This is a genomic window from Streptomyces sp. NPDC026575 (assembly GCF_055567415.1).
This window is the reverse complement of record NZ_JBVHQM010000022.1, coordinates 20,154-45,516: the sequence shown is the minus strand read 5'-3', so window position 1 is coordinate 45,516 and position 25,363 is coordinate 20,154. Positions and strand designations below refer to the sequence as shown.

Below are 25,363 nucleotides of genomic sequence, written 5' to 3'. Positions count from 1 at the left end.
GCCGCTACTCGTCATCCGGCAGGAGAAGAAATGACCCGATACGCCGACATACCCAAGCCCATCCGCTCCGGAATCGTCATCGTCGATCCCGACCTGGGAACGCCGCAGCGCATCATCGTTCTCCAGTTCAATCCGGACACTCTCGAACGCTCCGTTTCTCCTCAAGCCGCCGGAGGGGAAGGGGGCGGTGGTGGAGGGGACAGTGGTGGCGACAGGAACGAGGCCCTGAGACTCAAAGGCCCGGCGCAGGAGTCGTGGAAGTTCACCGCGGAGATCGACGCCACCGATCAGCTGGATGTCGCCGCGCCGGACGGGATTCATCCGCAACTCGCCGTGCTGGAGATGCTCGTGCAGCCCACCACTGCGCAGCTTCGGGCCGCCTCGCATCTCAGTAAGAAGGGGACGATCGAGATCAGTCCCCTGGAGATGCCGTTGACGCTGTTCACGTGGGGGAGCAAGCGCGTCATGCCCGTGCGGCTTACCGAGTTGTCGGTGAATGAGTCGGCGTTCGACGTCGCTCTCAACCCGATCAGGGCTTCGCTGAGTATCGGCATGAAGATCTTGACCGTGAGTGATCTGCCGGCCGGGCATCGGGGGGCGGAGCTGTATCTGGCTCACCTCGCGCAGAAGGAGCAACTGGCGCGGGCCGCCCGGGGCGGGAGTTTTGCCGGGCTCGGGCTTGGCGGGAGGGGGATCTGAGGGTGATCGAGCCGTATGAACGGGCCTTGGACGAGGTGCCCGGGGCGCATCCGTATCCGCGGAGCAGTCGGTATGCCGAGGTGGAGATCGGGGTGCATCGCCTGCCCGACGGGACCGAGGTGAGGTACGCCAAGCGGCGGTTGCTGCCGCCGTTGGAGGAGGCGGCCGAGGAGGCCGTGCCGCATACCGTCAGCAGTGGCGAGCGGCCGGATCAGCTGGGGCAGCGGTACTTCGGGGATCCGGGGCAGTGGTGGCGGATCGCCGATGCCAACCCGGTGCTGGATCCACGGGAGTTGACCGATGAGCCGGGCGAGGAGATAGCCGTTCCGCTGCCGGGCGGGTTCCCGGGCGGGATGGGTGGGCCGGGGGTGCGGAATGGGTGACGACCAGCCGGTCGGACGTGGGCCTCTTCATGTGTCGTTGTATATGGGGCCGAAGTCGGCGCGGCCGGTGCCCCCGGAAGTGACCGAGGCGCTGTTGTCGGCGCAGATCACGAGTACGGCGGGTGAGCGGAGCGGATTTCAGATCGCGTTCGATCTGACGAAGAAGGGCGCCATTGTCCAGCGGTTGCTGCCTGAGGGGTTCTTCGATCCGAAGACGCGGGTGATTGTGGCGGTGTCCATCAAGGGGACGCCGTTTGTGCTGCTGGACGGGTTGATTGTGCGGCAGGAGGTGGGGGCCAGTAATCACCCCGGGCAGACGACTCTGACGGTGACCGGGGAAGACCTGACGCTGTTGATGGACCTGGAGGAGCGGGCCGACCGGTATCCGAATCTGGCGCCCTCGCAGCGGATCGAGCGGATTCTGGGGAAGTACGCGGATTACGGCATCGATGCTCGGATCATCAGGGAGCAGATTCCGCAGCCGCCGAGGGAGCAGTCGCGGGTTGACTACCAGGTCGGGACGGATCTGCAGTATGTGAACGAGTTGGCCAGGGCGAACGGGTACACGTTCTATCTCGACCCTGGACCCGTGCCGGGGCGGTCGACGGCGTTCTGGGGGCCCGAGCAGCGGCTCGGGCAGAGACAACACGCCCTGAACGTGAATATGGATGTGAACTCCACGGTGGATCAGTTGACGTTCGCGTACGACGGGACGGCGAGGGAAGAGCCGCAGGCGCGGGTGCAGGACCCCGTGACGCGGCGGGCGCCGTTGCTTGCGCAGCCGGATATCAGTCCGCTGCGGCCGCCGCTGGGCCGGCGGGCCTCCCCCGCCCTCAAGCGGAAGACGTTGAGCGGGACCGCGAAGCGGGACGAGGCGATGGCGAAGGCGGAGGCGTTGGGCAGGGCGGCGACGTCTGCGGATGCCATTTCGGGGTCGGGGTCGTTGGACGTCACTCGGCATGGATATGTGTTGCGGCCGCGGGAGTTGGTGGGGGTGCGGGGGGCGGGCGTCACGTATGACGGCGACTACTACGTCAAGAGTGTGACGACGAATCTGCGCCCCGGGTCCTACCAGCAGAATTTCACCCTGTCGCGGGAGGGCCTGATCGCCCGTAGCGGGACCGTACGCCCGTAGGCCCGCACGCCTTGCGCCCGTACGCCCTTAGGCCCGTACGCCCGTAGAGCAGCAGTCGCTGGAAGCCAGGAGATGTGAGTAATGGCCGGTGCACCTAACAACCGCTTTCTCGGCAAGTTCCGCGGCCGGGTGGTGGACAACAAGGATCCGATGGGGCGGGGGCGGCTGATCGTCCAGGTTCCGGACGTGCTCGGTGAGGAGCCGTCGACGTGGGCACTGCCCTGTTTTCCGTTCACCGGGCCGCAGGCGGGGCAGGTCGTCGTGCCGTCGGTCGGGGCGGGTGTGTGGGTGGAGTTCGAGCAGGGGGAGCCCAGTTATCCGATTTGGGTGGGGTGTTGGTACGGGAATCGGGAGGAGTTGCCGGAGGATGCGCGGACCGATCCCCCGACCGCGCATCCCGTCGTGATCCAGACGCCCGGGAAGCACAAGTTGGTGATGTCGGACGTGCCCACGAACGGGATTTTGCTGGAGGCGCCGGGCGGCGCGTACGTGAGGATCGATGCGACGGGTGTCCATATCAATAACGGGCACGGCGCTTCGATTTCGCTGCTCGGAGATCAGGTCGATATCAACGAGGGTCGGTTGACCGTGCCCAAGAAGCGCTGAGAAGAACGGGGGGAGGACAGATGGCGAGCGGGAACGTCGTGCACGGCGGGGCCGTGATCAGTTGTCCGCACGGAGGCCGGGCGATATCCGCAACGGGTGCGGGTGGCAGTGCCGGCGTACGGATCGATGGCGCGCCGGTGGCCACCGCCGCGGACCTTTTCACGATCGGCGGATGTCCGCACACCGTGGGGCACCGACCGCAGCCGTGCACCAGTGTGCGCTGGATGCCGGGCGCGGAGAGCGATGCCGTACGCGTCGACGGGGTGCCGGTGCTGCTGGACACCACGGCGGCGATGTGTTTCAGCGTCGGGCTGGTGCCGCAGGGCCCGCCGGTCGTGGCGTCCGTCCATCAGGGCCAGGGGGTGTCCAGCCGATGAGGGCTGCGAAGAAGGTACGTACCGAGATCGCGTTTCCGTTCCGGATCGACCGGCGGGGGCGGACCGCGCACGCCGATCACGAGGCGCATGTGCGGGATCTGATCGAGCAGTTGTTGTTCACCAGTCCCGGTGAGCGGGTGATGCGGCCGGACTTCGGGTGCGGGCTGCTGGATCTGGTCTTCACGCCGAACAGCCCGGAGCTGGCGTCGGCGGTGGAGCTGTCCGTGCAGGCGTCGTTGCAGCGGTGGCTGGGGGACCTCATCGAGGTCGAGTCGCTGGACGTGGTGAGCGAGGAGAACGTCGTACGGGTGTATCTGCGCTATGTGGTGCGCTCCACCGCGAGCCGGCGCGACGAGGTGTTCGAGGGGCGGGGCGAGGGATGAGCCAACTGGGCAGCAGTGCGGGCGAGTTGATCTGCGGGATGGACGGTCGCCGCGGCCGGGTCAGGGCGGCGCGACTCAACGGCGTCGACGCGGTGGAGGTAGGCGACGACGGGGTGACGCTGACCGTCACCTTTCTCGGCAAGGCGCCGCACGGGCTGGGGCCGGAGCATGTGCGGATCGACGGCGGGCGGCGGATCACCGGCCTGGTGGCCGTGGAGGTCTGCGTGGAGCGGGAGGAGGACCCCGAGCTCGACGACCGGCTGCTGGTGACGCTGGACCGGACCGGGGACACCTCGCGCTACCGGCTCTCCCTCGTCGAGGCCGATCCGTACGGGCGGCCCGGCACCGAGCCGTATGAGGGCTTCGACCAGCGCTACTTCGGTCAGGAGTTCTCCTTCCGGGCGGATTGCCCGAGCCCCTTCGACTGCGCGGACGAGGAGGGCGGCGCCGGGCCGGGCGACTGCCCGGACACCTTCCGGCCGGCGCCCGTCGTCGACTACACGGCCCGCGACTACGACACTCTGCGCCGGCTGGTCCTGGACCGGCTGCGGCTGACCACCCCCGACTGGGTCGAGCGCAGTCCCGCGGATCTGGGAACGACGCTGGTGGAGCTGCTGGCGTACACCGCCGATCAGATCAGCTATCAGCAGGACGCGGTGGCGACGGAGGCGTATCTGGACACGGCCCGGCGGAGGGTCTCCGTACGGCGGCACGTCCGGCTGATCGACTATCCGATGCACGACGGGTGCAGTGCGCGGGCGTTCGTGTCGGTGGAGGCGGTGGCGGAACTCACGCTGCTTCCGGGCGAGTTCCGCTTCGCGGCGATCGACACCCGGACGTTCGGGCCGCGCGACCGGCCGGAGATCGGCAGTGTCGTCGACGACCGGGATCTGGCGGTGCTGGACGAGCGCGGTGCGGTGGAGGTCTTCGAGCCGGTTGCGGAGACGCCCCTCGTGGCGCGGCCCGAGCACAACGCCATCCGGCTGTGGAGCTGGGGCGGGGAGGTCTGCGCCCTGCCCAAGGGGGCCACCGGCGCGACGCTGCGCGACGAGTGGGCGGACGACGCCTGCGAGGCGCGGGCGCTGCGGCTCTCCCCCGGTGATCTGCTGCTGTTCGAGGAGGTCAAGGGGCCGCGGACGGGAACGCCCGGCGATCAGGACCCCGCCCACCGGCAGACCGTCCGCCTGACCTCGGTCACCCCGGCCGTCGACCGGCTCGACGACCAGCCGGTGCTGGAGGTGACCTGGGCGCCGGAGGACGCGCTGGCGTTCCCGCTGGTGCTGTCCACCCGGGGCGGGCCCGACTGCGCGCCCGTCGAGGACGTGAGTGTGGCGCGCGGCAATGTCGTGCTGGTCGACCATGGGCGGTCGCTGGTCTTCGGCGGCAGCGATGAGGGCGTACCCGAGACCGTGGTCGTACCGCCCGTCCCCGCCGTCCTCGGCTCGTGCGACCCGCCCGCCTTCGGCTGCGGCGATCGCAAGGACGACGGCAACGCCACCGCGGCCACCATCAACGCCCTGCTGGAGAAGACCGGTTGCCATCAGGCGCTCACCGCCGACGACATCCGTGAGCTGTTCACCGTCGTCGGCGAGGAGGCGACCGTACGGGCCGGGCTCGGGCTGGAGCCGGCCGGGCAGCGGCAACGGGAACGCGTGGTGCCGGGCACCGTCCACGCCCAGGCCGAGGCGCTGCGCACGCTGCTCGCGCAGTCCGTCTACCCGGGCGTCGTACCGCGCTTCCGGCCGGTGCTGGACCGCTCCCCCGTCGCCCAGACCGTGCCGTACCCGCAGCCCGCGCAGGTCGCGGCGGGGCAGGCCGACCGGCTGGCGGGGATACCGGAGCGCGTGCGGGACCGGCTCGTCGAGCTGTGGCGCAGCGCCCGGGACCACGACGGGCTGGCGGAGGACGAGATCGCCGAGCTGGCGGTGGTGTTCGGCCTGAAGGCCCTCGAACGGTTCGAGCTGCGCCGCCACCCGGTGCGGGCGCTGCGCGAGCTGCTGCACCGCACCGAGGGGCTGCTGGGCGGCAAGCTGCGCCGCCTGGAGGTGCTGGGCGCGCGGGCCCGGGCGGGTACGGTGCTGGACCGGCGGATCGCCTGGGAGATCGCGCACAGCTGGGGCCCGGCGTACGCCGTGGGGCTGGACCCGGACGAGCCGGTGCTGCACGGGCCGGCGGCGGGCCTGCTGCCCGATCCGCGGGCCGCGCTGCCCGCCGTACGCCTCGACGACGGGGAGCGGACCTGGCTGCCGCGCCGCGACCTGCTCGACAGCGGGCCCCGCGACCGGCACTTCGTCGGTGAGCTGCAGGACGACGGGCGGCTGGCGCTGCGGTTCGGCGACGGGCGCTACGGGGCCCGGCCCGAGCCCGGCAGCCGGCTGGCCCTGCGCTACCGGCTGGGCGGCGGCACGGCGGGCAACGTCGGCGCCGAGGCCATCAACCATCTGGTGCTCGACCGGAGTGCGCGGGACTCGGATGCCGCCGCCGAGGAGCTGCCGGTGGCCGGTGTCCGCAACCCGCTGCCCGCCACCGGCGGCACGGAGCCCGAACCGGTCGAGCAGGTACGGCAGTTGGCCCCGCTCGATCTGAAGCGGACCCGGCTGCGGGCGGTGACCGCCGCCGACTACGCGGAGCTGGCGTCGGCGCTGCCAGGTGTGCAGCGGGCCGCGGCGGAGATCCGCTGGACCGGCAGCGTCCAGGAGGCGCATGTGGCGATCGACGCGGCGGGCAGCGGTGCGCCGTCGCCGCGGCTGCTGGACTCCGTCGCGTACGCGCTGGAGAGCTACCGGCGGATCGGGCACGACCTGGTCGTCGAGGCGGCCCGGACGGTGCCGGTGGATCTGACGGTGGAGGTGTGTGCGGCACCGGGCCACCAACACGGCCGGATCCTGGCCGAGTTGACCCGGGCACTGGGCAACCGGCGGCTGCCGGGGGGCGGTCTGGGGTTCTTCCATCCGGACGCGCTGACGTTCGGGGAGCCGGTGCGGCTCAGCCGCCTCACGGCGGTGGCCGCGGCCGTCCCGGGCGTGCTGAGCGCCCGGGTGACCCGCCTGCAGCGGCTGGTCCATGAGGAACATCTCGACGACCGGGCGCTTGAGGACGGGGTGCTGCGGCTCGGCCCGCTGGAGATCGCCGTGTGCGACAACGACCCGGAGCGGCCCGAGAACGGCCGGCTGACATGTGAGTGGGGGACTGCCCGATGAGCGTCTGCGGATGCGGCTGCGACGGGGGGATCGGCGGCCACGACGAGCGCCGCGCCCCCGACGCCCTCTACAACCCGCCGGGCCGCCCGGCGCTCGACTACCGCGTCGGCGACTACGGCGGCTTCCTCGCCGGGATGCTCGACCGGCTCGCCTCGCCCGCCTACCCGGCGCTGCGCGGTCTGACGGTGCGCACCCCGGACGATCCGGCGATCGGGCTGCTGGACGCCTGGGCGGTGCTCGGTGACGTACTGACCTTCCACGGCGAGCGGATCGCGCAGGAGGGCTATCTGCGGACCGCCAACGAGCACCGGTCGCTGGCGCTGCTGGGGCGGCTGGTGGGGCACCGGCCGCGGCCGGGGGTCGCCGCCGACACCCATCTCGCGTACACCCTCGACAAGGATCCGCGCGCCGAGGACCTGCCGGTGGTCATCCCGCGCGGCGCGCGCAGCCACAGTGTGCCCGCCGCCACCGGCGAGGAGTCGCAGACCTTCGAGACGGACGAGGACCTGACCGCGCGCTGGGCGTGGAACGAGCTGAAGGTGCGCCGGCGGCGGCCGGCCCTGCTGGTCGCCGAGGACCTCGCGCAGCGCTCGGAGCTGTTCGTGGCCGGCACCAACGCCTCGCTGCAGACCGGTGACCAGCTGCTGTTCGACTTCGGTGGGAGTCGGCAGCTGCTGCTGCCGGTGGCGAAGGTGCGGATCGACCGGGAGGAGGACCGCACCGCGATCGGGCTGCCGCGGTCCGCGCCGCCGACCCTGAAGGAGCTGGTGGACGAGGTGCGGCAGTGGATCACCGAGCCGCCGGACGGCGGTGACCCGGACGATCCCGACGAGCCCGGCCCGCCCACGCCGCAGACGCCGAACCCGCGGCCGGTCAGCAGGCTGATCGACACCTTCGACGTCCAGGTGCTGGCCCCGCTGCGCAAGGACCTGGACGGGGCGGCCGGTTCCTCGCCGGCCGCCTTCGCCGAGCGGCTCGCCGGGCCGCATGAGCGGCTGGCCGAGGCGCAGGTGCTTGCCGCGCCGTACGAGGAGGTCGCGGCCTGGTTCGAGCGGTTGGAGGCGGTGGTCGGCGAGCTGCGGGAGCGGGCGGGGGATCTGGAGCCGGCCCGTACGGTGCCCGTCCCGCCGAAGCCGAAGTCCGCGGCGGGGCAGGGAGCGCCGGCGCTGCGGGCCCTGGCCGCCGTGCTGCCGGCGCTGCGTACCCGTGTGGTGCGTCCGCCGTCCGGTGCGGGGGCCGCGTTCCGCGACCCCGGCCGGCTCTTCGCGCCCGGTTCGGATCTGACCGCGCGGCTGCTGTCCGCGCTGGATCCGCGGCTCGCCGACGGGATGTACCAGGCGTGGCGGCAGGCGGCACCGCAGGCGCAAGGCGCGCTGCGGGAGCTGCTGGCGATGCGGGTGAGCGCCGCGCCGTTCGGGGCGACGGCGCCGCTCAAGCCGGTGCAGGACGACCAGGGCCGGGTGATCCGGCAGTCGGACTGGCCGCTGACGGGCGCCGCGCTGACCGGCATGCGGGTGGTGTTCGACACGGCCGGCAAGGTGCCGGTGAAGGCGGAGTTCCAGCACATCGAGACCGGCGCTTCGGTGCAGCACACCGTGAACCTGCCGTCGGACGAGTCGTTCGCTCTCGGTCCCGGCCGGGTCGAGCTGTCCACGCGTACCGGCCAGGACCACGATCTGAGCTGGCTGGGGCGGCGGCCGACCGATTCGCAGGAGGCCGGGGTCACCGCGCGGCTGCGGGCCGGGCTGCCCGAGCGGACGCTGTTCGTGGCCCGCCCGGACGAGGAGGACCGGATCGAGGTCGCGGTGCACAACGGACAGCCGCAGACCTGGCACCTCAAGCCGGGCGAGCAGCGGCAGGTCCGGCACGGCGAGTACGAGGTGACCGTGCGGCGCACGCCGGGCAGCGAACCGCCCGCCGTGGAGATCGGTATCGCCACCGTCCCCGCGCCCGCCAACCGCCATGTGCTGCCGCTGGATTCGGTGCGGGACGGCATCACGGTCGGCAGCTGGGTCGCGATCCGGCGTCCCCGTAAGGGCGCGGGCGGGCCGGACGGCATACCGGGCGACAAGAAGCTGGCGTTCGTCACCACCCGGGTGACGGCGGTGCGCACCGCCGCGTACACGAACTTCGGCATCACCGGGCGGGGCACCGAACTGACACTGGCCGATCCCTGGCTGGACGAGCACGATGTGGTGCTCTCGACGATCCGGGACACGACCGTGCACGCGGGCGGCGAGCCGCTGCGGATGGCGGACGAGCCGCTGGGCGAGGACGTGCACGGCAACGAGCTGGAACTCGCCGAGCTGTACGACGGGTTGCTGCCGGGGCGGCGGATCGTGGTCTCCGGTGAGCGCAGCGACATACCGGGCCTGGCGGGCGGCGCCGGGCTGCGGGCGACCGAACTCGCGGTGATCGCGTCGGTGGACCAGCGGCTGGACGCGGACTTGCCGGGCGACCATGTGCACACGGTGCTGACCCTGACCGCGGATCTGGCCTACCGCTACCGGCGGGGGACGGTCCGCGTCCAGGGCAACGTGGTGCCCGCGTCGCACGGGGAGAGCCGCGACGAGCCCATCGGCAGCGGGGACGCCACCCGCGCCAACCAGACGTTCGCGCTGTGGCAGTCGCCGCTGACGTGGCTGCCGGACGACAGTCCGCTGGGCGCCGCCCCGGAGCTTGAGGTGCGGGTCGACGGGCTGCTGTGGCACGCGGTGGACAGCCTGGCCGGGCGCGGGCCGCGGGAGCGGGTGTATGTGACGGGCACCGGCGCCGGCGGCGGGGAGGGCCGCACGACGGTGACGTTCGGCGACGGGGTGCACGGCGCCCGGCTGCCGAGCGGCCACGACAACGTGCGGGCCCGCTACCGCTTCGGCACCGGGCGGGCGGCGAACGTCGCGGCGCACCGGATCACCCAGGCGGTCACCCGGCCGCTGGGCGTCACCGGGGTGACCAATCCGCAGCCCGCGCGCGGCGGTGCGGACGCCGACGGCCCCGGGCTGACCCGGCGCACCGTCCCGCTGGCGGTCTCCGCGCTGGACCGGCTGGTCTCGCTCGCGGACTACGAGGACTTCGCCCGCTCCCGTGCCGGCATCGGCCGGGCCTCGGCCCGCGAACTCTTCGACGGGCGGCGCAAGGTGCTGCATGTGACGGTGGCCGGGGTGGACGACATCCCGCTCGACCCGGACGCGGAGGTGCTGCGGGCGCTGCGGTCGTCGCTGGCCGAGTACGGCGACGCCCGGCTGCCGGTCCGGGTGGATGTGCGCGAGCCGGTGCTGCTCCTGTGCGTGGCGAAGGTGAAGGTGGCTGCGGACCACGCATGGCCGCTGGTGGAGCCGCGGGTGCGGCGGGCGGTGCTGGACCGGCTGGGCTATGACGGGCGGGAGCTGGGGCAGCCGGCGCGGCTGTCGGAAGTGCTGGCCGCCGCCCAGTCGGTGCCGGGGGTGGACTACGTCGACGTCGATGCCTTCACCGGCGTCCCGGCGTCCGTCTCCGCCGCCGAACTGGCCGCGCTGTCACAGCGGTTCGCCGAGCCGCCGGGTGCGTCGGTGCCGTCCCGGCTCGCCGCGTACGACGAGCGGATCCACGAGGTGACGGCGGACGGCGGGGAGACGCTGACCGCCGTCGCCGCCCGCCACGGCATCGCGCTGGCCGAGCTGCTGCGGCTGAACCCGGACATCACCGACACCCGGCCGCTGGCCAAGGGCCGTGCGGTCTGCGTCTTCCGCGGTATCCGGCCGGCGCAGCTGGCGCTGTTCTCGCCGCGGGTCGCGGACACGCTGATCCTCACCGAGGTGACCCGATGACCCCGACCCCGACCACGACCACGAGGACCGTGGCCACGGCCAGGACGACCGTGACCACGGCCACCCTCGCGATCACCATCACCGACCCGGCGTTCGGCACGGAGGTGCCCCGATGAGTACGAAGAGGGAGCCGGACGGGCTCGCCGAGCTGCTTCCGCAGTGGCACCGGCTGCGCGACGCGGAAGGCGGCGAGCCGCTGCGCGCCCTGCTCGCCGTGATCGCCGAGCAGGTGGACCGGGTGCGCGACGGGGTCGCCCAGCAGTACGACGACTGGTTCGTGGAGAGCGCCGCCGAGTGGGTGCTGCCCTACCTCGGCGACCTGGTGGGCTACCGTCCGCTGCCCGGCTACGAGGGGGTGCTGGCCGGCGGGCTGCGCGACGGCGGGCTGCCGGACTCCTCGCGGCGGCGGCTGGCCGAGGCGCTGGCGCCGCGCCGCGATGTGGCGGCGACGGTCGGCAACCGGCGGCGCAAGGGCACGTTGGCGCTGCTGGAGGAGCTGTCGGAGTCGGTGGCGGGCTGGCCGGCGCGGGCGGTGGAGTTCTCCCGGCTCCTCGCGCACCAGCAGCCGGTGAAGCTGTACGGGTCGGGCACGGAGGCGGTCAACGCGCGGCGGGCCGGGCGCGGGCGGCTGGTGGACCTGCGCGACGGCGCGGCGCTCGATCTGGCGGGCGGGCCCTTCGGGACGGTGGCCCGTTCGGTGGACGTGCGCCGGGCCGACTCCCGTCACACCCAGGGCGGTTACACCCCGGCCGGGGTCGGCCTGTTCGTGTGGCGGCTGAAGCCGTACTCGGTGACCGGGGCGCCGGCGTACTGCATCGACCGGGCCCGCAACCTCTACACGTTCTCCATCCTGGGCAACGACACCCCGCTGGTGACCCGCCCGGAGCCAGAGCCGTCCGCGGCGCATATCGCCACCCTCGACAACGTGCCGGCGGCGATCCGGCGCCGGCAGCTGCACGACCGTCTCGCGGACTACTACGGGCCGGGCAAGAGCTTCACCCTCCGCCGGGACGGGCACGACGCCCCGGTCCCGCTCGCCGACATCGTCGTCGCGGACCTCGCAGACTGGCGCTACCGGCCCAAGCGCGGGCAGGTCGCGGTCGATCCGGAGCTGGGCCGCATCGCGTTCGGCGCGCGCTCGGCGCCCCGGCAGGGCGTATGGGTGGACTACCACTACGGGTTCGGCGACGAGCTGGGCGGCGGCGAGTACCAGCGCGAGCGAAGCGAGAGGAGGGTCCCCCCGGCCGGAGGCTCGGGGAGCCCCGCCGCCCCGGACGCCGCGGTCTACCGGGTCGGGCCGGGCCGGCCGTTCCAGCGGATCATGGACGCCTACGGGGCGTGGCAGCACGACCGGCGGTCCGGGCGGTGCGGCCCCGAGGGGATCATCGAGATCACCCACAGCGGCGCCTACCAGGAGCAGCTGGACTTCGACCTGGATCCCGGCGACCGGCTCCAGCTGCGCGCCGCCGAGGGCACCCGGCCCGTCATCCGGCTGCTCGACTGGTACAGCAACCGTCCCGACGCGCTCAACATCCGGGCGCGGGAGGCCGATTGCGCGGTCGGCGAGCGGCCGCGGATGGTGCTGGACGGGCTGCTGGTCACCGGGCGGGGGCTGAACGTCACCGGCCCGATGGGCGCGCTGGTGCTGCGGCACTGCACCCTGGTGCCGGGCTGGTCCCTGGAGCCGGAGTGCGATCCGCACTCCCCCGAGGAGCCGAGCCTGGTGCTGGACCGGACGACCGCGTGCGTGGAGATCGACCGGACGATCCTGGGCACCATCGAGGTGATCGGCGACGAGGTGGGCACCGATCCGCTGCCGATCCATCTGCGCGACAGCATCCTGGACGCCACCGGAGCCGACCGCGAGGCGCTGTCGGCGCCGGACTGCCGGCACGCCCACGCGGTGCTGTACGCGCACCGCTCCACCGTCATCGGCGAGGTGCACACCCACGCCGTGCAGCTCGCCGAGAACAGCGTCTTCACCGGCCGGCTGCACGTCGCCCGGCGCGGTGTCGGCTGTGTGCGGTTCAGCTATGTGCCGCCGGGGTCGCGCACCCCGCGCCGGCACCGCTGCCAGCCGGACCTGGCGGGCCCCTCGGACGCCGCGAGGGTGCGGCCGCTGCTGCGCGGTGAGCGCTACGGCACGCCCTGGTACGGGCAGTTGGCGGACGGCTGCGCGCCGGAGATCCGGCGCGGCGCGGAGGACGGCGCGGAGATGGGCGCCTACCACGACCTGTACCAGCCGCAGCGCGAGGACAGCCTGCGGGCCCGGCTGGCGGAGTACACGCCGGCGGGCAGCGACGCGGGGGTGGTGTTCGTGACATGAGCCCGCCGCCGGTGGGTGACGTGAGCCCGCCGCCGGTGCGTCGGGCGAACCGGCGGCGCACCCGGCGCCCTTGCCGTGGGACGCCCGCCGGCCTCACGCCCGCCGCCCTGACGACCGTCGACCTCACGACCGCCGGCCTCACGCCCGCCGGTCCGACGACCGTCGGCCTCATGCCCACCGATCCGACGACCGCCGACCGCCGACCTTCCGAGCATCCCGTACGAGGGGGACCCCTTCCATGCACGCTGATCTCTCGCGCCTGACCCACCGGCCGGAGCGTCACTACTCCGCGGTCGTCGCTCAGCAGGGCCGCGTACAGCTCGACGCGGACGCCAACGAGCAGACCGCGATCCAGCTGCTGCAGGCCCGTACGCTCGCCGCCGACCTGATCGGCGAGCACGGCGGCCCGAGCGGCGCCACCGGCTTCAAGATCACCCTGCGGGGCGGCGGCCGCGAACTGGACGACCTGGTCATCGGCGGCGGCCGCTACTACGTCGACGGCATCCTGTGCGACGCCACCCGCCCGCGGCCCGGCGTGCCGGTGCCCGCGCACGGTGCGGCCGACGACGACGGCAAGGACGAGCCGGGCGGCGACGGCGCGGGCGCGCCGGCCGCGCCGGCCACCACCTGGACGTACTGGGACCAGCCCGACGGCTTCCGGGACCCCGAGCGGCCGGGCGACCGGCTGCCCAGCGCCTTCCCGTACCTGGCGTATCTGAAGGTGTGGGAGCGGGTGGTCACCGCCGCCGAGGACCCGGCGCTGCGCGAGGTGGCGCTGGGGTCGGCGATGCCGGACACCGCGGCCCGTACGAAGGTGGTGTGGCAGGTGCTGCCGCTGCCCGCGGCGGAGCTGGGCATCGAGGACCACACCCCGCCGATCAAGGACGTCCGCAGGGCCTTCGCCGACTGGGCGCGGAAGCAGGCCGCCCCCGCCTCCGGCCTGGCGGCACGCAGCGAGCGTCCGGACCACGCCGACGACGAGCCCTGCCTGGTCGCCCCGGACGCCCGCTACCGGGGGCCGGAGAACCAGCTCTACCGGGTCGAGGTGCACGACGGCGGCGCCGCGAAGGACGCCACCTTCAAGTGGTCCAGGGAGAACGGTTCGGTCACCTTCCCGGTCGACGAACTCGACGGCACCTGGGTGGAGCTGGCGACACTGGGCGGCGACGGCAAGCTGGATCTGAACGTCGGCGACCGGGTCGAGTTCGTCGACACCGCCTACGCCAGCCGCGGCGAGGCGGCGCCGCTGCTGCGGGTGGAGGAGCTCGACCTGCCGGGCCGCCGGGTGCGGCTGTCCGACGAGCCGGCGCCGGGCGTCGGGCGCCGGCCGGAGCTGCACCCGTTCCTGCGTCGCTGGGACCACCACGAGGGCGGCCGCAAGGCCGTCAGGCGCGGTGCCCGGGCCGAGCGGCTCAAGCACGGGGCACTGCCGGTCGAGGAGGGCGAGTGGCTGCCGCTGGAGGACGGTGTGGAGGTGTACTTCGCGCCCCGCGGCACCTACCGCACCGGCGACTACTGGCTGATCCCGGCCCGTACGGCCACCGGCCGGGTGGAGTGGCCCGCGGACGCGGCGCGCCGTCCGCTGCTTGAGCCCCCGGCCGGTATCGAGGTGCACTTCGCGCCGCTGGCGTGGGTGGCGGGCGAGCAGGCCGAACCCGATCTGCGGCGGGCGTTCCGTCCGCTGGCGGCGGACATTCCGGCCGCGGACGACGAGGCGCTGGCCGCGGAGGCGGCGGCGCGGGCGGAGGAGCAGGCGGGCCACCCGGCGGACGCATCCGGGGCCGGGTACGACGCGTCCGGCGCGGCGGGCGACCCGGCGGACGCGGGCTTCGACTCGACGCGACCGCTGCGCAGCAGGTCGCAGACCACCGCCGCGGCCGAAGCCGCGGTCGACGAGGGGGGAGCCGGCTGATGGCCACACCGCTGACCGCGGGGAAGCTGCTGGCGGCGCTGCGCGCCGAGGGCCTGGTGGTCCACGAGGTCCGCGACTGGCGTCGGCACCACCGCAACGCCAAGGGCAGATGGGGCCCGATGCACGGGGTGATGATCCATCACACCGTCACCGAGGGCCTCGAAGCCTCGGTGGACCTGTGCTACGACGGGCACGCCGATCTGCCGGGACCGCTCTGCCACGGCGTGATCGACAAGCGGGGCGAGATCCATCTCGTCGGCAACGGCCGCGCCAACCACGCCGGGCTCGGCGACCGCGACGTCCTGGAGGCGGTGATCGCCGAGGAGTATCCGCTGCCGAAGGACAACGCCGCCGACGCCGACGGCAATCGGCACTTCTACGGCTTCGAGTGCATCAACCTCGGCGACGGCCAGGATCCGTGGCCGAAGGAGCAGCGGCTCGCGATCGAGAAGGCGTCGGCGGCGCTCTGCCGGGCCCACGGCTGGAGCGAACGCTCGGTGATCGGCCACAAGGAGTGGCAGCCGGGGAAGGTCGATCCGCGCGGCTTCGTGATGGACCAGATGCGCGACCGGATAAAGCAGCGCCTGGCAAAGCCACCGGAGGGCGAACCCGAACCCGACCCCGATACGGGCAACGACGGTACCGGGGGCGCGGGGCCGGGCGGCGCGGGCTCGGGCGGCACGGGCTCGGGCAACGGCGGGTCGGGTGGCGGTACCGGTGGCGGGTCGGGTGGCGGTAACGGTGGCGGCTCCGGTGGCGGCACGGGCGACGGGACGGGGCGGCCGGTGCCGCCCAGGCCGCAGCATCCGCCGTACGAGCCGTTCCCCGGCCGCGACTTCTTCCGCCCGGGGACGCCGAGCCCGGTGATCGCGGCCATGGGCGAGCGACTGGTGGCCGAGGGCTGCGGCCACTACAAGGGCCGCCCGAGCCCGGAGTGGACCGAGGCACACCGCAAGTCCTACGCCTCCTGGCAACGCAAACTCGGCTTCCGCGGCAAGGACGCCGACGGCCTACCGGGCCGCGTCAGCTGGGAACGCCTACGGGTACCCAACTCGTAGAAGCGAAAGGTCCGTCGGCGGGGCACGGAGGGTGGCGGGCGACGGCGCACAGCGGCGGCGCCGCGACCGGCGGCTCTCGCAGCGGCCGTTGCACCTGCGGTGCTTTCGGCACCCAGTGGCGGTTGTGCTCACGGTGCTTGCGGCACATAGTGGCGGTCGCGCTTACGGTGCTTGCGGCGCGCGATGGTCATTACGCTCGCGGTGCGCGATGGTCCTTACGCTTGCGGTGCTCGCGGTGCTCGCGGTGCTCGCGGTGCTTGCGGTGCGCGATGGTCGTTACGCTCGCGGTGCTTGCCGCTCGGAGTGCTCGGTGGGTTCAGTGGACTCGGTGTGCACCTTGTGCTCCTCGTGCACCGGGCGAACACGGGAATACCGCCCTGCACCCCCACGTTGTGGCCTCACAGGGGGCCCTCGCTACCCCTACAGGATGCGTTCGACCGCCCCCTAAGGCCCCCGCCCCACCCCGCAGCCCAGTCGCCGCGCCCTCAAACACGCACACACCAAAGCCGGGCGGTCCTCCCCCACAGAGGTCCGCCCGGCTGTTCATGGGTGATCCGGCGTCGGCCGCCGCCGCGGCCGACGAGCCGGTGGTGTCGGCCTGGTAGGCCGACGGATCAGACGGCCTGGACCGGCAGGACCGGCAGCGCCGGGACGTTGGCGGCGTTGGTCAGGTCCGCCAGGTCGGCGGGCACGGCCGGGACGGCGACGGTGTCGGTCAGGTCGGCCGGCACGGCCGGAACGGCGGGCGCAGCCGGAACGTTGGCGACGTCGGACAGGTCGGCCGGCACGGCCGGAACGGCAGGCGCAGCCGGGACGGCGGGCACGGCCGGGACGGCGGGCACGGCCGGGACGGCGGGCACGGCCGGGACGGCGGGCACGGCCGGGACGGCGGGCACGGCCGGGACGGCGGCGACATCGGACACGTCGGCCGGCAGGGACTTGACCGGGGTCAGGCCCTGCACACCGGCGACGGCCTTGGTGGCGGTGCCCTGCGCGTCGGTCACGACCACGGCGGCCAGGCCCTGCGCGAACGGCGTGGCGTCGGTCGCCGCGCCCTGGGCGAACGCGACGGCGCCGGCGGCCTTGCCCTGCGCGAACGGCACCGCGTCGGTCGCCTTGCCCTGCGCGAAGGCGACCGCGTCGGTGGCCGCACCCTGCGCGAACGGCACCGCGTCGGCGGCGGTGCCCTGCACGAACAGCTGCGCCTGGCCGCCGACGACGGTCACGAACGGGGTCGCCTGGGCGGCCGCGTCACCGGCGAGTCGGCCGGCGCCGCCGACCGCGCCCTGGGCGACCGGCACGACCTTGACGACGATCCGCTGGGCGACGGGCGGCAGCACGTCGGCGGCGGTGCCGTCGACGACCGGGCGGACGGTGGCCAGCGCGCCCTGGGCCTGCTTCGTCAGCTGCTCGGGGCGGACGCCCGCACCGGCGAGCGAGGCCAGCAGGTTGTCGGCGGAACCGGGAGCCTTGGGCAGCGCGGGGGTCTTGGGCAGCTCGGGGGTCTGCGGCACCTCGGGCAGGCCCGCGGAGGGGACGCCCGGGGTGGCGGACAGCGACGGAACGGCGGGCAGCTTGCCGTCCGTCAGGCGGCCGAGCTTGCCGAGGTCGGCCTTCTTCGCGGCCTTCTTCGCCGCCTTCTGGGCGGACTTGGCGGCCTTCTTGGCCTGCTTGAGGTCGGCGGCCTTGTGCACCGCGCCGGTCTTCGGCAGGTCCGCGCCGCCGGCCAGCTTCTGCACGCCGTCCACGGCGCCGGTGACGTCACCGAGCTTGCCGGTGGGCAGGTCCTGGGTCGGCAGGCCGCCGCCGAGGGCGCCGGTCGCCTTGCCGGCCACGTCGCCGGCCGTCTTCTGCGCGGTGCCGCTGACGTCGGTGGCGGCCTTGTTCGCGGTGTCGGTCACCGTGCCGGTGGCGGGCAGGTCCGGGACAGCGGGCAGCTCGGCGGCGTTGGCGGCGACGGAGCCCAGGGCCCACAGACCGGTGGCGGCAGCGGCGACGACGATGGAGCGGCGGATGTTCGAGCGCATGGTGATGAAGTCCTTCGAATTCAGGAGGGGTTTAAGGGCAGACCTGTCCCGCCCCCGCGCGGCAGGTCCAGTTACAGACGCGGAGCGGTCTGCCCTAGCCCGGGAATTCGAGGATTTCTTCGGCCCGCATGCGCGTCGGAGCGCCATCGGCCGTGCGAACGCCACCCGGCAGCAGCCGGAGGCTCATGAAGTCCGCCGGGGCGGCGGCGTGCTGGTCCCCACCACGGGGGCCGTGGCCGTCACCGGCGGTGTGCGAGGACGGCGCCGTCTGGCCCTGCGGAAGCTGACCCGGAAGGCCCTGGTGGCCCGGGTCCCGCTGCTCGTGAACGGCGGTCACGGGCTGCTCGGCGGCCGGCTTGTGCGGGCCGTCGGCGAGGTGCGCGAGCCGGTTGGCGGCGCCGCCGTCGGCCGACGCGGCGCACCGCGACTGGCCGGCCGGGTGCATGCCCTGCGGCGTACGGCCGTGCTGCTGCTCCGCGCCGTCGCCGGGGCGGTTCGCCTGCTCACCGGCCGGGAGGTGTACGGGCAGCGCGGCACCGGCCGAGTCCCCGGCCTCCCGCACGATCCGGCTCACCGGCTCGGTGATCCGGCCGGTGACCGGCGCGGTCTGCTCGGCGGCGGGCTTTACGGCCTCGGCCACCGTGGCGGACGCGTCGTGCGTACCGTCGGCGATCTCCGCGCCGGTTGCCTTGCCCCGCCGCTCAAGCGCGGTCCGGGAACCGGAGAGCCGGTCGGCCGCCCCGGTCCGGTCGGCCGCCGCGGTCCGGGTGGCGGCCCGGTCCGGGAGGGACGCCTCGGCCGGGGCCGGGGACGCCGCCCCGGTCAGGGCCGGTGCGCCGGTGCGGTCGTCGGCGTGGGCGCCGGGACCGAAGGCGAAGCCGAGGGCGACGAAGCCCACCAGGAAGAGCCCGGCCAGCAGTGCGCGCCGCGCGGCCACCGTGCGCGGCAGGCGCACGGCGGCAGGCAGGGCGAACACAGCAGACAAGGAGGGGACCTTCCCATACGGACGGGGACATCCGGGCACGCGGCCTCGATGTCACGCGCGTCGCGGGCGATCGAGCGATGCCCTGATCCTTGCACGAGGAGCCAGGTGCCACGCAAGTCCTCCCGGTGCATCGGTCACCGTTGCTCCGCCATGTCCGGTATGGGCAGCGGACGTTTCTCCAGCGCGGCCGCCATCACGTCCGGAAACAGGTCCGGCGTACAGGCGAATGCCGGTGCGCCCAGGGCCGCGAGAGCCGCGGCATGGTCCCGGTCGTAGGCGGGGGCGCCCTCGTCGGAGAGCGCGAGCAGGGTCACGAACTGCACACCGGACGCCTTCATCGCGGCGACCCGTCCCAGCATCTCGTTGCGGATACCGCCCTCGTACAGGTCGCTGACGAGGACGACGACGGTGTCGGCGGGTCGGGTGATCCGGGACTGGCAGTAGGCGAGCGCGCGGTTGATGTCCGTACCGCCGCCGAGCTGGGTGCCGAAGAGCACGTCGACCGGGTCGTCCAGCTGGTCCGTCAGATCCACCACCGCGGTGTCGAAGACGACCAGCCGGGTGTCCAGGGCCTGCAGGGAGGCCAGCACCGCGCCGAACACCGAGGCGTAGACGACCGAGGCGGCCATCGAACCGGACTGGTCGATGCAGAGCACCACGTCCTTCTTCACCGACCGGGCGGCCCGGCCGTAGCCGACCAGCCGCTCGGGGACGACGGTGCGGTGCTCGGGGAGGTAGTTCTTGAGGTTGGCCCGGATCGTGCGGTCCCAGTCGATGTCGCCGTGGCGGGGCCGGCTGAACCGCGCGGAGCGGTCCAGCGCGCCGGTGAGGGTGGCGCGGGTGCGGGTCGCGAGCTTCTGCTCCAGCTGCTCGACGACCTTGCGGACGACGGCCCGTGCGGTCTGCTTCGTGGTCTCGGGCATGACCTTGTTGAGCGAGAGCAGGGTGCCCACCAGATGCACGTCCGCCTCGACGGCCTGCAGCATCTCCGGCTCCAGCAGCAGCGCGGCCAGCCCCAGCCGGTCGATGGCGTCACGCTGCATCACCTGCACCACCGAGGACGGGAAGTACGTCCGGATGTCGCCGAGCCAGCGCGCGACGCCGGGCGCCGAGGCTCCCAGTCCTGCCGTGCGCCGCCCGCCGTCCGGGCCCTTGCCGTCCTCGCCCTGCTGCCGGCCGTAGAGCGAGGCCAGCGCCCCGTCCATGGCGGCATCGCGCCCGCGCGGCTGGTATCCCGTGCCGTCCGCGCCGCCGTCGCCCAGGACCAGCCGCCAGCGGCGCAGTCGCTCGGCGGTGGGCTCCCGGCCCGTTGTGACCTCGCTCAACTCGCCACCCCCGTGAGGTTTTCGAGCGATCGGGCCCGCTCGTCGTCGAAGCCGCGGTGTTCGATCCCCAGCAGCAGGCGCAGCGTGGGGAGTGCGGCCGCGGCGCGGTCGCGGTCCAGGCCGGGACCGAAGCCGGGCGCGGCCATGGTGTCGCCCGCGGCCGTCGCGGGACCACGGCGGATCAGTTCGCCGAGTGTGCGCCGCACACCGGAGTCGTACTCGGCGAAGGTGCGGCGCAGCAGCGGCAGTACGTCGGGGAAGGCGGCGTCCGGTACGCCCGTCAGCCAGCCGTCGACCAGTGCGAGCAGCCGCTCGTCATGGACCAGCAGCATGCCGCCGTCCCCGCCTCCGGCGAACCCCTCGATCCAGCCGGCGGCGTCGGCGGGGGCGGTGCCCGGTGACAGGGCGAGCCCCATCAGCCGCTCGGCTCCGCCGTCGCCCAACTCACCGTCGTCCAGCAGGAGCCGGGTGGCCCGGCCGCGGATCACCCCGGCTACGGCGTCCCGTTCGCTCACCGCGCGCAGCACCTGGGCCCAGCGTGCCCGCAGGCCATCGGGCCGCGTCGGGGGCGGGGCGAGGAGGGCTACGGCGCGGTGCGTGGCGTCGAGATGGCCGCGCATCTCGGCGGCGCCGTCGGCGTCCAGGCCGCGGCAGGCCGGCGGCAGTCCGACGAAGATCCGCTCGGCCAGGCCCGTCGCCACTTCGCGGAGCGCCGTGGCGTCCGTTCCGCGGACATCGCCGTAGCGCACGGACCGTACGAGCGCGGGCAGCGCCTGCGCGAGACGGCCGACGTCCGCGTCGAGCGCCGCCCGGTCCGCCAGTGCGCGCATCACCACCGGCAGGGCGTCGGGGAGCTGGGCGAGCAGGCAGCGTTCGGCGAGCGCGGTCACCTCGGCGAGGGTGGCCGCCCCGGACGCCTCGGCGGCGGCCTTGGCGGTGGCCGCTGCGGGCAGGGTCGTGCCCCACATGCCGGCCTCCGCGACCCGCACGGCCAGCTCCGGTGCCCAGCGCAGCCGCCAGGTCTCGCGGAAGGTGCCGGTGCTGCCGCGGGAGCGGACGGGTTCCCCCCAGGGGACGCCCAGCAGCCGCAGCCGGTGCAGCAGGCGGCTGCGTCCGGCGTCGGTCTCCTTGCGCAGGTCCAACTCCAGCTCTCGTTCCTGGGCCTCCGGTTTGAGGCGCAGCGCCCGCTGGCTGCGGGTGATGTCCCGTTGCAGCGGGACCGCGGGGGCGTCCTCGGGGACCTCGCCCAGTGCCTCGCCGACCACCAGCCGGTCGTGGATGAGCAGGGACGGTGCGTCGGTGCCGTCGCCCATGACGGCCCGGACGGCGTCGTCCAGTTCGGTCAGTCCGGCCAGTGGGCGGCCGCGGACCGTGGCCAGTGCCTCGGCCAGCCGGACCGCTTCGATGACATGCGCCGAGGAGACGGCGTAGTCCTCCTCGCGCAGCAGCCCGGCGACCTTGGTCAGCCAGCGTTCGACGGGGCGGTCGGGGGCGCCGAAGAGGTGGCCGTACCAGCCGGGGGAGGCGATGCCGGCGCCGTAGCCGCTGCGGCGGGAGAGCCGGCGGTGCGTCCAGGGCACCCACGTCACCGCCGTCTTCACCTTCGGCAGGCCCTTGAGCAGCCGGCGGTCGGCGGCCATGGTGGTGCGCCGCGCCAGCGCGGGGACGTGCCAGGCCCCGCACACCACGGCGAGGCCGTCGCCGAACTCCCGGCGCGCGGCCCGCAGCCGGAGCCGCATATGGGCCTCGCGCACCAGGTCGGTGGGGGCGGCCGCCGGGCACGGGGGTCCGTCCTCGCGCGGGGGTCCCCCCTTGCTCGCGGGCCCCTCCGTGGCGGAGCCGGGAGGGCGGGAGGGGCCGCCGTCGCCGTACGTCTCGCGCAGCGCCCCCATCGCCTCGGCCACCGCCGCGAACGGGGCGAGCGCGTCCGCGCCGGGCCCCGCGCCGTCCCCGCGGTGCTCGACCACGTCCTCCCACCAGCGCTCGGGGTCGTCGTAGCCGGCGGCCTCGGCCAGCACCCGGATCGGATCGACGCGTACGTCGGCGGTGCCGTCCGCCTCCTCGGCATCGGCCCGCGCGCCGCCCTCCGGCTCGTCGGCGGCCAGGGAGTGCGCCGCCGGCAGGTCGATGAAGCGGACGGCGACGCCGTGCTCCAGCGCCCAGCGCATCGCCACCCACTCGGGGGAGAACTCGGCCAGCGGCCAGAACGCCGCCCGGCCGGGGTCGTCCAGCGCATGGGCCAGCAGCGCGACCGGCGGCCGCATGTCCTCCCGCGCGGCCAGCGGCACCAGTGCGTCCGCCTCCGGCGGGCCCTCGATCAGGACGGCGGCGGGCCTGCACTGCTCCAGGGCGGCCAGCACGGCCCGCGCGGATCCGGGGCCGTGGTGCCGCACCCCGAGCAGCACCGGCCCGCCTCCGCCGCCCCTCCGTCCCCCGTGCTCGCTCATGCGCTCACCTCGCGGCAGGCGCGGTAGAAGTCCTTCCAGCCGTCGCGCTCGCGCACGACGGTCTCCACGTACTCCTGCCAGACGACGCGGTCGGCTGCCGGGTCGCGGACGACGGCGCCCAGGATGCCCGCGGCCACGTCCCCGGAGCGCAGCACGCCGTCCCCGAAGTGCGTGGCCAGGGCGAGGCCGTTGGTCACCACCGAGATGGCCTCGGCCGTGGAGAGCGTGCCGGACGGCGACTTGAGTTTGGTGCGGCCGTCGGTGGTGAGGCCGTCGCGCAGTTCGCGGAAGACCGTGACGACCCGGCGGATCTCGTCCATGCCTTCGGGCGCGGCGGGCAGCTCCAGCGAGCGCCCGATCTGGCCGACCCGGCGCGAGACGATGTCGATCTCCTCGTCCGGGGTGGCGGGCAGCGGCAGTACGACGGTGTTGAAGCGGCGGCGCAGTGCGCTGGAGAGTTCGTTGACGCCGCGGTCGCGGTCGTTGGCCGTGGCGATCAGGTTGAACCCGCGGACGGCCTGCACTTCCTGGCCCAGCTCCGGGATGGGCAGGGTCTTCTCCGACAGGACCGTGATGAGGGTGTCCTGGACGTCGGCGGGGATGCGGGTCAGCTCCTCGACCCGGGCGGTCATGCCCTGGGCCATCGCGCGCATCACCGGGCTGGGCACCAGCGCCTGGCGGCTGGGGCCCTCGGCGAGCAGCCGGGCGTAGTTCCAGCCGTAGCGGATGGCCTCTTCGGGGGTGCCGGCGGTGCCCTGCACCAGCAGCGTGGAGTCGCCGCTGATGGCCGCCGCCAGGTGCTCGGAGACCCAGGTCTTGGCGGTGCCGGGGACGCCGAGCAGCAGCAGCGCGCGGTCGGTCGCCAGGGTCGTCACGGCGACCTCGACGATCCGGCGCGGGCCCACGTACTTGGGTGTGACGACCGTGCCGTCCGCGAGCGTGCCGCCGAGCAGGTATGTCGCCACCGCCCAGGGAGAGAGCCGCCAGCGCGCCGGACGCGGCCGGTCGTCGGCGGCCGCGAGGGCGGTCAGCTCCTCGGCGAAGGTGTCCTCCGCGTGCGGGCGGAGGGCTTCACCGGCGCCGGCGGCCGGTGCGGAAGCGGTCGGGTCGTCAGGTGTGTCGATGGTGTTCTCGGACATGGCTCCCCCTCGTCGCAAGGACTGCGGCCGACCCTGCGGAACCCCGTCGGCCGCCTGCGGAATCCCAGCCTGCACCACGCCACTGACAACGCCCCGGAAACGGCCTCTGACCTGCACGTTCGCTGCCGCTCCAGCGCGCGCGGCGGCGATTGTCAGTGGTGCGTCGTAGCGTCGAGGACATGAATCCGCAGGGGGAACGCTGGACGACGGATCAGGTGCTCTCGCTGGCGCCTGACGAGGCATCGGGCAGGGCCGGCGGCAGGCTCGCGGCGGCCGGGCCGTGGTCGGAGACGGGCGCGGACGGGAGTGCGGTGTGGGGGCTGTGCGAGGGCAGCGGAAAGCAGCCTTATCAGGCGGTCGTGGACATCAAGGGCCCGGCCTTCAGGTGCAGTTGCCCGAGCCGGAAGTTCCCGTGCAAGCACGCGCTGGGGCTGCTGCTGCTCTGGGCGGGCGAGGAGGGGGCGGTGGCGGCCGGGGAGCCGCCGCAGTGGGCACGGGAGTGGCTGGCCGGCCGCCGCGAGCGCGCCGCGCGGCCGGAGGGTGCGCCGTCGGGCGGCGGCGCGGCGTCGCGCGCGCCCTCCGGCGCGGAGGCCGCCAGGCGGCGGGCGGAGCGCCGGATGCAGCGGATCGCCTCGGGCGCCACGGAGTTGGAGCAGCGGCTGGAGGACCTCGTGCAGTCCGGTCTGGCCTCCGCCGACGGGGGCGCCTCCCGCGCGGGGGGCGGGTCCTGGGAGGAGACCGCCGCGCGCATGGTCGACGCCCAGGCGCCCGGACTCGCCTCGCGGGTGCGCGAGTTGGGCTCGTTGACCGGGTCCGGGCCCGGCTGGCCGGCCCGGCTGCTGGAGGAGTGCGCGCTGGTGCACCTCCTCGACCAGGGCTTCCTCGGCATCGAGCGGTTGCCCGCCCCGCTCGCGGCGACGGTCCGTTCGCGCGTTGGGCTGACCACGGAGGCGGCCGAGGTGCTGACCGGCCCGGAGGCGGCGACGGTGCGGGACCGCTGGCTGGTGCTCGCCCAGCAGGACGGCGAGGACGGCGCGTTGACCACCCGCCGCATCTATCTGCGGGGCGAGCGGACAGGCCGGATGGCGCTGCATCTGTCGTTCGGCGGTGCGGGCCGCCCCCTGGAGGTGGCCTTGCCGCCGGGTCTGGTCCTCGACGCGGACCTGGCCTACTACCCGGGCGCCCGCCCGCTGCGCGTCGCCCTGGGCGAGCGGCACGCTCCGGCGGCGCCGGGGCCGGTGCCGCCGGGCTGCGGCATCGACGCCGCGCTGGCCGCGTACGGCGATGCGCTGCGCGACGACCCGTGGCTGGATTCCTGGCCGGTGGTGCTGGCCGATGTCACACCGGTTCCGGGCCGCGACGGCGAGGGCTGGCAACTGGCCGACGCGGACGGGGAGTCGGCGCTCCCGCTGGACCCGCGGTTCCTGGGCCGTACGGGCCTGTGGCAGCTGGCCGCCATATCGGGCGGCGCGCCGGTCACGGTCTTCGGCGAATGCGGCCACCGCGGCTTCCTGCCGCTGACGGCCTGGGACCCGACCCCGGTGGCCCTGTGACG

17 protein-coding genes are annotated in these 25,363 nt (G+C 74.1%); 12 read left to right on the top strand and 5 right to left on the bottom strand.

All coding sequences use genetic code 11. The features are described 5' to 3' along the window. Positions 1 to 30 precede the first annotated feature (30 nt). From ACZ4NB_RS27630 to ACZ4NB_RS27580, 11 genes are all read left to right on the top strand, one after another. The gene (locus tag ACZ4NB_RS27630; RefSeq protein ID WP_467665742.1) at positions 31 to 699 is read left to right on the top strand and encodes a hypothetical protein; all 669 of its coding nucleotides are present in this window, start codon (positions 31 to 33) and stop codon (positions 697 to 699) included. Then, positions 696 to 1,082 (top strand): LysM peptidoglycan-binding domain-containing protein, encoded by a 387-nt coding sequence (locus ACZ4NB_RS27625; protein ID WP_467665817.1) that lies wholly within the window; start codon positions 696 to 698, stop codon positions 1,080 to 1,082. The genes ACZ4NB_RS27630 and ACZ4NB_RS27625 overlap by 4 nt, the downstream gene beginning before the upstream one ends. Continuing rightward, entirely contained in the window at positions 1,075 to 2,217 is a 1,143-nt protein-coding gene (locus tag ACZ4NB_RS27620) for a hypothetical protein (protein ID WP_467665741.1), read from the top strand. Before ACZ4NB_RS27625 ends, ACZ4NB_RS27620 begins: the two co-directional genes overlap by 8 nt. An 81-nt stretch (positions 2,218 to 2,298) precedes the next feature. Continuing rightward, complete coding sequence (locus ACZ4NB_RS27615; protein WP_467665740.1) at positions 2,299 to 2,823, top strand: phage baseplate assembly protein V; 525 nt, start codon at positions 2,299 to 2,301, stop codon at positions 2,821 to 2,823. Between the two features lie 20 nt (positions 2,824 to 2,843). Continuing rightward, positions 2,844 to 3,200, top strand: coding sequence for a hypothetical protein (locus ACZ4NB_RS27610; RefSeq protein ID WP_467665739.1), 357 nt, complete (start codon positions 2,844 to 2,846; stop codon positions 3,198 to 3,200). Then, positions 3,197 to 3,583 (top strand): GPW/gp25 family protein, encoded by a 387-nt coding sequence (locus ACZ4NB_RS27605; RefSeq protein ID WP_467665738.1) that lies wholly within the window; start codon positions 3,197 to 3,199, stop codon positions 3,581 to 3,583. Before ACZ4NB_RS27610 ends, ACZ4NB_RS27605 begins: the two co-directional genes overlap by 4 nt. After that, a complete protein-coding gene (locus ACZ4NB_RS27600; protein ID WP_467665737.1) occupies positions 3,580 to 6,783 on the top strand; it encodes a putative baseplate assembly protein in 3,204 nt (1,067 codons plus the stop codon). Before ACZ4NB_RS27605 ends, ACZ4NB_RS27600 begins: the two co-directional genes overlap by 4 nt. Then, positions 6,780 to 10,589 carry a putative baseplate assembly protein gene (locus ACZ4NB_RS27595; protein WP_467665736.1) on the top strand — a complete coding sequence of 1,270 codons (3,810 nt, stop codon included), beginning with the start codon at positions 6,780 to 6,782 and terminating at the stop codon, positions 10,587 to 10,589. Before ACZ4NB_RS27600 ends, ACZ4NB_RS27595 begins: the two co-directional genes overlap by 4 nt. A 112-nt stretch (positions 10,590 to 10,701) precedes the next feature. After that, entirely contained in the window at positions 10,702 to 12,915 is a 2,214-nt protein-coding gene (locus tag ACZ4NB_RS27590; RefSeq protein WP_467665735.1) for a hypothetical protein, read from the top strand. 238 nt (positions 12,916 to 13,153) lie between these two features. Then, positions 13,154 to 14,827, top strand: a complete 1,674-nt coding sequence (locus tag ACZ4NB_RS27585) for a DUF6519 domain-containing protein (protein WP_467665733.1) — start codon at positions 13,154 to 13,156, stop codon at positions 14,825 to 14,827. Next, positions 14,827 to 15,885, top strand: a complete 1,059-nt coding sequence (locus ACZ4NB_RS27580) for a peptidoglycan-binding protein (RefSeq protein WP_467665731.1) — start codon at positions 14,827 to 14,829, stop codon at positions 15,883 to 15,885. Before ACZ4NB_RS27585 ends, ACZ4NB_RS27580 begins: the two co-directional genes overlap by 1 nt. Positions 15,886 to 16,499: 614 nt before the next feature. On the opposite strand, the gene ACZ4NB_RS27575 is transcribed toward ACZ4NB_RS27580, so the two are convergent. From ACZ4NB_RS27575 to ACZ4NB_RS27555, 5 genes are all read right to left on the bottom strand, one after another. Continuing rightward, the gene (locus tag ACZ4NB_RS27575; protein ID WP_467665729.1) at positions 16,500 to 17,912 is read right to left on the bottom strand and encodes a hypothetical protein; all 1,413 of its coding nucleotides are present in this window, start codon (positions 17,910 to 17,912) and stop codon (positions 16,500 to 16,502) included. A gap of 94 nt (positions 17,913 to 18,006) precedes the next feature. Further along, complete coding sequence (locus ACZ4NB_RS27570; RefSeq protein ID WP_467665727.1) at positions 18,007 to 18,897, bottom strand: hypothetical protein; 891 nt, start codon at positions 18,895 to 18,897, stop codon at positions 18,007 to 18,009. A 134-nt stretch (positions 18,898 to 19,031) separates the two neighbouring features. Then, a complete protein-coding gene (locus ACZ4NB_RS27565; protein WP_467665725.1) occupies positions 19,032 to 20,222 on the bottom strand; it encodes a VWA domain-containing protein in 1,191 nt (396 codons plus the stop codon). Next, positions 20,219 to 22,669, bottom strand: coding sequence for a DUF5682 family protein (locus tag ACZ4NB_RS27560; protein WP_467665723.1), 2,451 nt, complete (start codon positions 22,667 to 22,669; stop codon positions 20,219 to 20,221). Before ACZ4NB_RS27560 ends, ACZ4NB_RS27565 begins: the two co-directional genes overlap by 4 nt. Continuing rightward, positions 22,666 to 23,808, bottom strand: coding sequence for an ATP-binding protein (locus ACZ4NB_RS27555; protein ID WP_467665721.1), 1,143 nt, complete (start codon positions 23,806 to 23,808; stop codon positions 22,666 to 22,668). Before ACZ4NB_RS27555 ends, ACZ4NB_RS27560 begins: the two co-directional genes overlap by 4 nt. A gap of 179 nt (positions 23,809 to 23,987) precedes the next feature. Between ACZ4NB_RS27555 and ACZ4NB_RS27550 the strand changes: the two genes are divergently transcribed. Next, the gene (locus ACZ4NB_RS27550; RefSeq protein WP_467665720.1) at positions 23,988 to 25,361 is read left to right on the top strand and encodes an SWIM zinc finger family protein; all 1,374 of its coding nucleotides are present in this window, start codon (positions 23,988 to 23,990) and stop codon (positions 25,359 to 25,361) included. The last annotated feature ends 2 nt before the right edge of the window (positions 25,362 to 25,363 follow it).

Coding starts and splice junctions, on each gene's coding strand:
- ACZ4NB_RS27605 (WP_467665738.1), top strand. CDS start 3,197: ATGAGGGCTGCGAAGAAGGTACGTACCGAGATCGCGTTTCCGTTCCGG.
- ACZ4NB_RS27580 (WP_467665731.1), top strand. CDS start 14,827: ATGGCCACACCGCTGACCGCGGGGAAGCTGCTGGCGGCGCTGCGCGCC.
- ACZ4NB_RS27600 (WP_467665737.1), top strand. CDS start 3,580: ATGAGCCAACTGGGCAGCAGTGCGGGCGAGTTGATCTGCGGGATGGAC.
- ACZ4NB_RS27610 (WP_467665739.1), top strand. CDS start 2,844: ATGGCGAGCGGGAACGTCGTGCACGGCGGGGCCGTGATCAGTTGTCCG.
- ACZ4NB_RS27585 (WP_467665733.1), top strand. CDS start 13,154: ATGCACGCTGATCTCTCGCGCCTGACCCACCGGCCGGAGCGTCACTAC.
- ACZ4NB_RS27560 (WP_467665723.1), bottom strand. CDS start 22,669: ATGAGCGAGCACGGGGGACGGAGGGGCGGCGGAGGCGGGCCGGTGCTG.
- ACZ4NB_RS27550 (WP_467665720.1), top strand. CDS start 23,988: ATGAATCCGCAGGGGGAACGCTGGACGACGGATCAGGTGCTCTCGCTG.
- ACZ4NB_RS27590 (WP_467665735.1), top strand. CDS start 10,702: ATGAGTACGAAGAGGGAGCCGGACGGGCTCGCCGAGCTGCTTCCGCAG.
- ACZ4NB_RS27595 (WP_467665736.1), top strand. CDS start 6,780: ATGAGCGTCTGCGGATGCGGCTGCGACGGGGGGATCGGCGGCCACGAC.
- ACZ4NB_RS27620 (WP_467665741.1), top strand. CDS start 1,075: ATGGGTGACGACCAGCCGGTCGGACGTGGGCCTCTTCATGTGTCGTTG.
- ACZ4NB_RS27630 (WP_467665742.1), top strand. CDS start 31: ATGACCCGATACGCCGACATACCCAAGCCCATCCGCTCCGGAATCGTC.
- ACZ4NB_RS27615 (WP_467665740.1), top strand. CDS start 2,299: ATGGCCGGTGCACCTAACAACCGCTTTCTCGGCAAGTTCCGCGGCCGG.
- ACZ4NB_RS27575 (WP_467665729.1), bottom strand. CDS start 17,912: ATGCGCTCGAACATCCGCCGCTCCATCGTCGTCGCCGCTGCCGCCACC.
- ACZ4NB_RS27555 (WP_467665721.1), bottom strand. CDS start 23,808: ATGTCCGAGAACACCATCGACACACCTGACGACCCGACCGCTTCCGCA.